The following is a 10,662-nucleotide window of genomic DNA, read 5'->3' on the forward strand; positions in this document are numbered from 1 at the left end:
CTTTATTTATGGAAAATGGATGACCATATCATCAGATTTATCGAATGTTAGAATACTTAAGCATAAATTTCGAATGATTTTTCTTTTGATGTCCTTCGCCATTAATTCATACGTTTCTAAAGCAACTTTGTGATATTCATAAATGATGTTTCGTTGACCATTTTGTCGATTATTGACACTTGCTTTAAGTTGTTGCAAGTTATCCACTTGTTCTATCCACTCACTATCAATTGCTTTTATAAAGGACTTTTGTAAAAAACGGCGTTTTAAGTATGGGTCAGATACTTCTTTCAGATTATGATTAAGTTGTTGCTTAAACTGTTTTATTAAAAACTGTATAACCTCTTCACGATTTTTAATGTCTATATTTGAAACAGTTTCATTAAAAACAAAACTTAAATTTTTATAAATGTAATTAATCAGTGCTTCTTCGTTGATTAACTTTTTGTATTTAATATCATTCGCAAAGACGTCTCGCGCTAATTGTTCAAAGTTAAAGTCCTCAAAGTGTTCTCTCTCAAGAATTTGATCTCTTAAGTCATAAATTTTTTCTCGCTGAATACTAATACTTTTTTCAAATTCATTAGCCATTTCTCTATTAACCATGGCAGTTTCTTCAGAAACCCGTTGCGCTTTATTAACGATTGACTTCACTCGTCTTTGGAATAGTGTACTATTTTCTAATTTTGAAGATTCCAACGATAGTAGTTTTTCATTTCCCACTAAATTAGAATTACTCCAACGTTTTACTAAATAATCATCTAATGATACGAAAATTTGAGAATACCCTGGGTCTCCTTGACGTCCTGAACGCCCTCTCAATTGACGGTCTACTCGGCTATTTTCCATGTGCTCATTAATTATGACTGCTAATCCACCAATTTCGAAGACATCTTTAGCTAATTTAATATCAGTACCTCGTCCAGCCATACTTGTCGCCACTGTTACCGCTGATAATTGCCCAGCTTCTGCTATCATTTGTGCTTCTTTCGCAACATTTTGTGCGATAAGCAAGTTGTTAGGTATGTCTTTTTTGAATAATTGCTGTGAGAAATATTCTGCAGCTTCAGCTGTTCTAGTAATAAGAAGTACTGGTTGCTGTGTGCGATGAATATCAACGACACTTTTTAAAATCGCTTCATTCTTAATATTTCCATTCGCAAAGACTCTATCTGGACGATCGTCACGTTTAATTGGACTATTAGTTGGGATTTCTACCACTATTTTGGAATATAAATCGAAGAATTCTTTTTCCCCTAGTTTACCGGTCCCTGTCATTCCGGAAAATTGATTAAATTGTTTAAACAAGTTTTGGAATGTAATCGTCGCCATCACACTCATATCCCTAGAAATCTCAACATCTTCAATCGCTTCAATCGCTTGATGTAAACCTGACTGCAGTTTAGTACCCTGCAACATGCGCCCTGTTATCCTATCAATTAACACGATTTCACCATCAAAGATAAAATAATCCAAATTATACTTAAATAAATACTTTGCACGAAGCGATAAGTTGATAATTCTGACTAAATCAAAATGTTGATTCTCGTACATATTATTTACTTTAAAGTAATGATTCGCCGCTTCTATCCCTTCTTCAGTTAACCAAACTTCCTTTTTATTAAATTTCACTTGAAAATGAACATCCTCTTCAAGTGTTTCTACAAATGATTTAACAATATGAAATAAATTAGATTGTACACGTGGTGCACCTGAAATAACGAGTGGTGTTTGAGCTGCATCTAAAATAATTGAGTCGACCTCATCAATAATTGCAAAATTTAAGTCTGGTAGAAATTTAGCTTGTATATCGTCAGCCAAATTATCAATTAAATAGTCGAAGCCAAGACGACCGTTCGTCGTATAGACGATATCATGATGATATAGATGATACTTCTCATTTTCTTCATATTCATAGTTTGGTATATCGACGAAGCCAAGAGATGCGCTAAGGCCAAGCCATTCATATAATGGTTTCATCTCTTGATAATCACGTTTCGCAAGATATTCATTAGTAGTAATAAGGTAGGCACCTTTTCCTGCGAGCCCGTTTAAATACAGTGGCATCGTAGCCGTTAAAGTTTTACCTTCACCCGTTTGCATCTCAGCAATATTACCTTGGTGCATGACAATTGCTCCAAGTACTTGAACATCCTTTGGATACATTCCAAGCACACGTTTCGACGCTTCACGTACAGTGGCATACGCTTCAGGCAATAACTTGTCCAAGGTAGTTTTACTAGATTGTAACCGTTCTTTAAATTGTAGCGTTTTCGCTTTTAATTGTTCATCTGTATAGTTCGCATATTCCTTGCTTAATGAATTAATTTGCTTTAAAGATTTACTCACTCGACGCAATCTCATGTTGTTAATGATTGTGTTAATACCGCTATTCACGGTTTTCACCTCCAGCATCGGAAAGTGCATCCAAGTCATACGTTCTTGCATTTTTTATCACACGATTCATAATTTCAAACTTCTCTTTAGTGTTAATGCCTTTTGCAGTACTTGGGTTACGGTATGTCCCATCTCCTAGTTCCACAATCGTTATATTTTGAAAGTGAAGATGATCCATTCCAGCATTAACTAACTCCAACTGATAAGAATGCGCTTCTAACGGATAAACGATTTCTTCTTCCTTATTTTTAATAATTTTGTATTCAAATTGTTCTTTGTTTTTACGATAAAACTTAATTTTGAAATAGGCTGCTCCTTCAGGCTCAACTTGAAAATTAAATTTAAATAAGTAACGATGTCCTTTTTTTAATATCGGAAGTTTAGGACTCACACGATCTTCTGTAAAGTTCGTCAGCATATACCAATTGTGAATCACTGTACCTGAAGGCATGAGTGGATTTTCAAAATAAATATCATCATTATTAAAATGTAACTTAGTGCCATACATAAATGTAGTTAAATTGACTAATCGCCATTTCACTTCAAATTGTTTAGCTTCTTGCATGTGATTCTCTCCCAAATTGTTGTGCCATGATTAAATGATAAAAATTGATAAACCAGTTAGTAATTGTCGAAGAATCATCATTATGTCTCCCTGGTACACTTCTACTCATTACACGCGCATATTGTTTTGTAAGTACTGGTAATAATTCATGAAAGGCATTGATATCATAATCATCGTGCTCCATATATGCAATCGCAAATGTTGTCTGGGTGAGTTGACTGTTGTGTATTTGATTCCAAAATTTTTGATCAAGTTGGTTGATTTCATTTTCAGAAATACCGCCTTCATTAGATCTTAAAACATCTAAAGATGTACCAAAGTCGTTAGGACGGACTAGCTTCATATTATTAGCAATCGTTCCGACATTAATCAATGGTTTACCTACTATCACTGCTGCCGGCTGAAGTCGTGTCGCATAATATAAAGCACCAAAAGATCCCATTGATAATCCTGAAAGTATCAATTGGTCATGGGTAAAACCTAAATAATCTAACGCACCCAGGATGACATCTTTAATGCCATTCTCATAATCTTCAGATCCTAAATAAAAGGCCCCACCCTCAATTCGAGGATCACTAATTAAAATGAAAGGTGCATTCAAACGGTTCATCATAAAGAAACCTTCGAAGCCTTCAGCAGTTCTATAGCCACTAAAATACACATTCAATGGTGGTTTAAAATCACCTGGATTGAAGTAATGAAAGAACTCATTACGGTTTTTATCGCTAAACCGTTGTCCTCCTAGAATAAATTGACCTAATTCCAACCTAGACCAACGCTTGTGAATTGAACCTACAAACAACGTACCTTCTCCTTGCGCTTTGAGAGAAATACTCACATTAGCTTTATACGGTCTCGCAGGCAACTCTATCGGTTGGTCTAATTCATTCTGTTCAAAGATGAATGTTTCAACTGGTTGCTCAGTAGAGTAGACCGGTATCATACGTAGCGTATACTGTATCTTAACTTCACCTTCAATTTTAAATTCTGGCCATATTTGATTGACTTTATTTTCATCAGCAATAATGTTTCGACTCCATGTGACAAGAGGTGTAAGTTGGTCGCCAAAGTTTCCCGAAATCTCTAACGATTCATTACCGTTAAATTGGTATTTTCCAATAAACGCTGTATTTACACGACAATGTATAGGTGTTACTTTATCACCATATTGCCCAGGAAATGTTATCGCCTGTAATTTCTGATGCAAATCTTCCTCATTATCATACTTGAGAGGTTTGATAAAATTTTGCTGAACGACCTTTTCTTCTTGAAAATGCACATCCCAATATGCCTCGTCTATCACCGTGTTATAGGGCGTGCTAACGATTTTGAATAAATTGATAAGTGACTCAGAGTACGGCGCTTGTGTAAACACAAAATCAAATGCCCCGTTTTGTTCTATAAGAGCTTCTACTGCTTGGAGATAACCACTTTCAAAATCAAATACAGCCGTATCTATATAATCCCATTCGACTTCTCTTTTATTTTCAAAAAGGTTTTCTAAATCATTCCCTCCAATTTGGAGTACTTTAAATGTACGTGGCATATTTATCATCACCTTCAAACAATTGATTAATTTGATGAATGATATTTATAGAACTAAATTCATCTACTAATCTCATGGAATATGCATACGAATAATTCCACTTTTTTAAATGTACTAAAAAATAATCTAAAGCTGAGACGATTTGAGAAATATCTTTTATGATTAAACCATTCTGTTCATGTTTAACATAATCAGTCCCTCTATAATTAACTTGTGGCACACCTGCGCCTATACAACAAATTTGTAGAAAAAGGTCGGGTTCATTTGATAAATCGACAACTAACCTTAAATTGGAGATAGCTCTAACAAAGTCTTCTGAAAAAGGTACATACTCCAATTCTATGACCGTTTCTTTTTTTATTTGTGATGCCAATATATCCTCAATTTCATCAGAATGTTCTTGTTTTTCTTGGTGGTACGTATCATTGAGTCGAGCAATTTCTTCCATTAACCAATCGTTTGGATCATTCTTGTATTTGGTAAGTAATTTTAACTTGAAATGATCTTTTTGTTGTATATATTGAAATAATGAAGTTAAAATCACTCGCAATTCATGTTTAGGTAATTGATCTATCCATAATCCTACATACGTATCATAGAGTTGACTACTTTTATTAGATATCGTTTGCGCATCAAAGGGCGTTACTCTTAATAAATGTAGATGCGTTTGAGACTCCTTAGCATAACGTTGAATCTCTCTCTGATTGTCTTGCGTATCGACCAGACAATAGCGTGCTTGAGAGATTGAATCAAATAGTTCAGGCGTCACTTTCTTATTTCGCTCTGTAAATACTGAAAAACATAAAGAAGACTCATCTATCGTATGAGCCATCACTGAATTGTGTCTTTCATCTGATGCAACGATGATTAAGTCATCTTTTTTAATCTCTCTTTCGGCATACTCTTTAAACTTTTCTTCAATTAAATCTGCCATAGTTGCATAAGTTGTTTGTTTAAAATTTGATTGGAATTGCTCCTTAATTGTCACTGTTTTATTTCTCAAATCTTCTTTAAATATTTCTTCTCCTTTGATTGAGAAGTAATGTTTCATTTTACTTTGACCCGTCTCAGTATATGTTCTAACCGCTGAAATAAAACCTCTATCATCAATGACATAGCGTCGTTGGATTATATTGTGTTGAAAGTCTTCTATCCACATTAAATATCCTTCTTGACTAAAGTGTATCTTTGAAAAAGTATGTTCACCTGTGACCGCCTGAATTTGATAAGGAGTAAATATAAATTCTGTATTTTCAGGCCACGCTAAATCTCGATAATCAATTGCCTGTGGGGTTTGATGACTAACACCTTGAATATCATCAAACACTGACCAATAGTTAGTTTCAAACAAATCATATCTGTGAAGGAAAGTTCTGAGATAAGGACTGAAACTAAGTATCATCAACTGATAATCCACATTATTTTTACTATGCATTGTCATTAAACTGATCATATCATCAAAGTCTGTGTATTGACGCTTTTGATAGAAAGGTACTGATGTACTTTCCCACCATTTATCATGACTATACCATGCAGGAATAAATCGCTTCATAATTTCCTCCTTACCAATATTTATCTAATATTTGCTTGTAACCATCAAAATATAAATACGCACGCAGTGTTTCTGCGATATTAATACCTATATAAACAAAGACAATCAATTGAATCGAAAAGTAAATTTCTTCAAATAAATGTGGCACAAGTAATGAACAATATAATGGAATAGCTAACACAATAGCTACAATGATTGAACCAGACCAACATACACGGCGTGCTTTTTGTGATAAAAATCGTGTCGTATGCTTACCTGGATATATCCCCTCAAAATAATTTCCGTTTTTAAGAAATTCTTTCGATTTACGTCGCGTATTAATTAAAAATCGTGATAAGACATACCCTAATACGATTTGCATCAATAAATAGATTGTAATACCTATAGGGTTTGAAAAACTGAAAATAGTCGTCTCAAAATCCTTATCTACGGCAAGTCTACCTATGAGATTAACTATATTATTCTCAAGTATGAAGATAGATAAACTCATCATTATCGTTATACTTCCTGCCGGATTTAACTTCCACGACAAATAAGTTGGTGTATCCTTTGAAGAAATATTCATAATATCATTGTATTCTAAGCGATACTCTGACCGTTCTATAAAGAGTAAGATGAAGAGTATCAAAGCCAATGAACAGATGATAATGACCAATAGTATTGGATTTAAATTTAATTTAGCAAAATGACTATTGAACATTGATTTAACAAGGCTCATTAATACAATTGGCATAGGTCCAGCAATACCGTATGTGGTATTTTGGTCAGCTAACCATACTAAAAATAACGTTCCTGTAATTAAGACAAGTAACAATATAAAAATATTTGTATCAGTTATCGCCTTTTTATTAATAAATGAATGTATGATATAGAATCCCTGAATCGTACTTAAAAGAAGTGTTAATAATCTTTCTTTAAAATGACGTTCCACGCGCGTTTGCGTTTTCACTTTATCTTCATTTTTATAATTCATTAGGGTAATGATAATCATTGAGCTTAACCACGGTCCAAGTCCTAGTGAAAAAATATTCAATGTATTTAAGTCTCCACCGACATTGGAAATTGCTAGCTTAAAGAATGAATCCTTATGTTGTTTAATTGCTTCATTACCGACAATAGAAATATTACTGCCAAGTATGTAAATAATTAAAATGAAACATGTAAATAATATTCTTTTATATAGAATTTTATATTCAAATTCTTTCAACATATTTTCACCCTAATCAAATGGTTTATTTCATTTTCAAATGATATCAAAAAGGCTAAGGAGATAAATAAATTAGTTTTACTTGTAATAGTAATCATTTTATTTATATTACCCTAGCCTTTTTAATATTAAGTAACTAATCGCTATGATTAATCTTCATTATTTTTTCTATCTTTATTTTTGTCTTTTTTAGATCTTCTAATTAATCCTAAACCAGCTAGCATTGTTAATACTAATGAAACTAATCCGCCTCTATTTGTTTCATCTTCACCAGTATTAGGTAATGCTTTGTCATTTTGTTGATCTGAATGTTTTCTACCATGTTGAGTCACTTGATTATGATTGTGTTCATTTTCAGAAGTGAAATTAGATTCTTTATTCGACTGATTAGAATTAATTAATTCTGAAGAATCCATACTACCACTAAGATGTTGTTCACCTGGATTTTGGTGACTAGGTTTGAATCCACTAGGATCCACAAGCGAACCTTGATGGTTTGAAGAATCCGAGTTGCTTGTAGATGTCGATGTGCTTATTGATTCAGACGTACTTGTGCTCATTGAAGTACTATCTGAGTCGGATGTGCTCGTAGATGTACTTAAACTATTAGAAGTGCTATCGCTGGTTGACGTTGATCTACTCATTGATGCGCTATCTGATGTTGAGTCACTTTCTGATGTCGATGTACTGTCTGTTGAGCTTCCTCTTTCAGAGTTGCTCATACTTGTTGAATCGCTAATTGATGTTGACATGCTATCTGAACTTGATGTGCTACCTGACGTAGAGACACTTTCTGAACTTGATGTGCTACTAGAGTTAGAATCACTGACTGATTGAGAATTTGATGTTGAATCACTGTTTGAAAGCGATACGCTCGTCGATGTCGAATCACTTAAGGAATCTGATGTTGATGTACTTAGTGATTCTGAACTACTCATTGATGTTGAAGCACTGATTGATTCTGAAGCCAAGTATGATGGTAAATCAAATTCTGGCAACGATGTGCTAGTCGGTTCAACCATCGAGGATGAGAATTGACTCTTAGATGATATTGACTCACTTTCTGATTCAGATGTACTCATACTTGTTGAATCGCTAATTGAAGTGCTTGTGCTTATAGATGTACTTCCTGAGGTAGAATCACTTAATGAGCCTGATGTACTGTCACTTAGCGAATTACTATTACTTAATGATGACGATATCGAGTCACTTAGTGATGTGCTAGTACTGTTTGAGTTACTTAGACTTGTGGATGCGCTGTCGCTTGTTGATGTTGATGTGCTTTCTGAGTCTGAAGTGCTTGTTGATGCGCTTGCACTTGATGAGTCGCTTTGTGACGTACTTAAACTATCTGATGTTGATGTACTTAGTGATTCTGAAGTACTTGCGCTAACTGAAGTACTACCTGAGGTACTTGTTGAGTCACTTAATGACTCGCTTGCACTGTTTGAAGTACTCATCGAAGCACTTGTACTACCTGAGTTACTTAGACTTGTTGATGTACTGTCGCTTATTGATGCGCTTGCACTTGATGAGTCGCTTTGTGACGTACTTAAACTATCTGATGTTGATGTACTTAGTGATTCCGACGTACTTGCGCTAATTGAGTTACTATCTGAAATACTTATTGAGCCACTTAATGACTCGCTTGCACTGTTTGAAGTACTCATCGAAGCACTTGTACTACCTGAGTTACTTAGACTTGTTGATGTACTGTCGCTTATTGATGCGCTTGCACTTGATGAGTCGCTTTGTGACGTACTTAAACTATCTGATGTTGATGTACTTAGTGATTCCGACGTACTTGCGCTAACTGAAGTACTACCTGATGTACTTGTTGAGCCACTTAGTGACTCGCTTGCACTATTTGTAGCACTCGTCGAAGTACTTGTACTGTCTGAGGTACTTAGACTTGTTGATGTTGATGTGCTTTCACTTGATGAGTCGCTTTGTGACGTACTTAAACTATCTGATGTTGATGTACTTAGTGATTCCGACGTACTTGCGCTAACTGAAGTACTACCTGATGTACTTGTTGAGCCACTTAGTGACTTGCTTTCGCTATCTGAATCACTCATCGAAATACTTGTACTATCTGAGTTACTTAAACTTGTTGATGTACTGTCGCTTGTTGACTCTGATGTACTTTCTGATAATGATGTACTCGCACTGCTTGAGTCACTTAATGATTCACTTGTACTGGCTGAATCGCTTATGCTCGTAGAAGCTGACGTACTTGCGCTTGTTGACTCTGATGCACTAGCGCTAGCAATGGATTCACTTATTGACGTGCTTGTGATATCTGAGTCACTCGTGCTCACTGATGTTGACGTGCTTGCACTTGTTGATCCACTTAGCGATTCACTTATACTACTTGAGCCACTCTCGCTTGCTGAAGTTGATGTGCTAAGGCTAGTTGAATCGCTATTGGATTCACTTGTTGAGTCTGACGTACTATCTGATAATGATGTGCTTGTACTACTTGAGTCACTTTCTGATTCACTCGTACTTGTTGAAATTGACCTACTCTCCCTAATCGAGTCACTTAGTGATTCGCTTGCTTTACTTGAATTACTTGTACTTATTGAGACAGATTCACTGCCTGATTCTGATGTACTTAGTGAATCAGACGCGCTTACGCTTGTTGAATCACTCTCACTTGTTGATAATGACGTACTAGCAGATTCTGAATCACTTATTGATGTGCTTTCACTGTCTGATGTACTAGCACTGCTTGAGCCACTTAGTGATTCACTTGTACTACTTGAATCGCTTGTGCTCGTTGAAGATGAGGCACTTGTACTTGTTGACTCTGACCTACTAGCAGATAATGATGTACTCGCACTTTCTGAATCGCTCACACTTGCAGAAGTTAATGTGCTAGTGCTTTCAGAATCCCTCGCGCTTATTGAGCCTGATTCACTTTCTGATTCACTCACTGATTCAGATGTACTGTTAGATTTTGAAGTACTCTCACTCTCTGAATCGCTCATACTTGTTGATGATGAAGTGCTTTCACTTGTTGAGTCAGATGTACTCTCAGACACAGATTTACTTTCTGAATCTGATGCACTTATTGATTTTGAAGTACTGTCTGATAATGATGTACTCTCACTGCTTGAGTCACTTAGTGATTCACTTGTACTACTTGATTCACTTCTGCTTGTTGACTCTGATGTACTTTCTGATAATGACGTACTTTCACTTGTTGAATCACTTTCTGATGTGCTTGTTGATTCGGATGTACTGTCAGATGTTGAAGCACTCTCTGATTCACTTGTGCTTGTTGATGTACTTGTACTTGTGGAGTCACTACTTGATGTGCTTGTTGACCCAGATTCACTTTCTGATGTTGATGTACTTAGTGATTCAGACGTACTTGCGCTTGTTGAATC

At 35.3% G+C, this 10,662-nt stretch carries 6 protein-coding genes and 1 pseudogene; 1 reads left to right on the plus strand and 6 read right to left on the minus strand.

The window, feature by feature from the left end; genetic code table 11:
* Positions 1-6: 6 nt before the first annotated feature.
* The 6 genes from secA2 to HMPREF2642_RS11935 all read right to left on the minus strand — a co-directional run bounded on the left by secA2 (position 7) and on the right by HMPREF2642_RS11935 (position 8,289).
* Positions 7-2,415, minus strand: a complete 2,409-nt coding sequence (gene secA2 / locus HMPREF2642_RS04985; RefSeq protein WP_030062700.1) for an accessory Sec system translocase SecA2 — start codon at positions 2,413-2,415, stop codon at positions 7-9.
* Entirely contained in the window at positions 2,390-2,962 is a 573-nt protein-coding gene (gene asp3, locus HMPREF2642_RS04990) for an accessory Sec system protein Asp3 (RefSeq protein ID WP_030062701.1), read from the minus strand. The genes secA2 and asp3 overlap by 26 nt, the downstream gene beginning before the upstream one ends.
* Positions 2,949-4,508, minus strand: coding sequence for an accessory Sec system protein Asp2 (asp2, locus tag HMPREF2642_RS04995; RefSeq protein WP_030062702.1), 1,560 nt, complete (start codon positions 4,506-4,508; stop codon positions 2,949-2,951). Before asp2 ends, asp3 begins: the two co-directional genes overlap by 14 nt.
* Positions 4,492-6,060 carry an accessory Sec system protein Asp1 gene (gene asp1, locus HMPREF2642_RS05000; RefSeq protein WP_030062703.1) on the minus strand — a complete coding sequence of 523 codons (1,569 nt, stop codon included), beginning with the start codon at positions 6,058-6,060 and terminating at the stop codon, positions 4,492-4,494. The genes asp2 and asp1 overlap by 17 nt, the downstream gene beginning before the upstream one ends.
* Before the next feature lie 10 nt (positions 6,061-6,070).
* Positions 6,071-7,270 (minus strand): accessory Sec system protein translocase subunit SecY2, encoded by a 1,200-nt coding sequence (gene secY2, locus HMPREF2642_RS05005; RefSeq protein WP_023350957.1) that lies wholly within the window; start codon positions 7,268-7,270, stop codon positions 6,071-6,073.
* Between the two features lie 146 nt (positions 7,271-7,416).
* The gene (locus tag HMPREF2642_RS11935) at positions 7,417-8,289 is read right to left on the minus strand and encodes an LPXTG cell wall anchor domain-containing protein (protein ID WP_161800390.1); all 873 of its coding nucleotides are present in this window, start codon (positions 8,287-8,289) and stop codon (positions 7,417-7,419) included.
* Between the two features lie 88 nt (positions 8,290-8,377).
* Between HMPREF2642_RS11935 and HMPREF2642_RS11940 the strand changes: the two are divergent.
* Positions 8,378-10,662: pseudogene (locus tag HMPREF2642_RS11940) on the plus strand (hypothetical protein); the annotation flags it as partial.

The organism is Staphylococcus sp. HMSC055A09 (assembly GCF_001809655.1).
GTDB lineage: Bacteria > Bacillota > Bacilli > Staphylococcales > Staphylococcaceae > Staphylococcus > Staphylococcus capitis.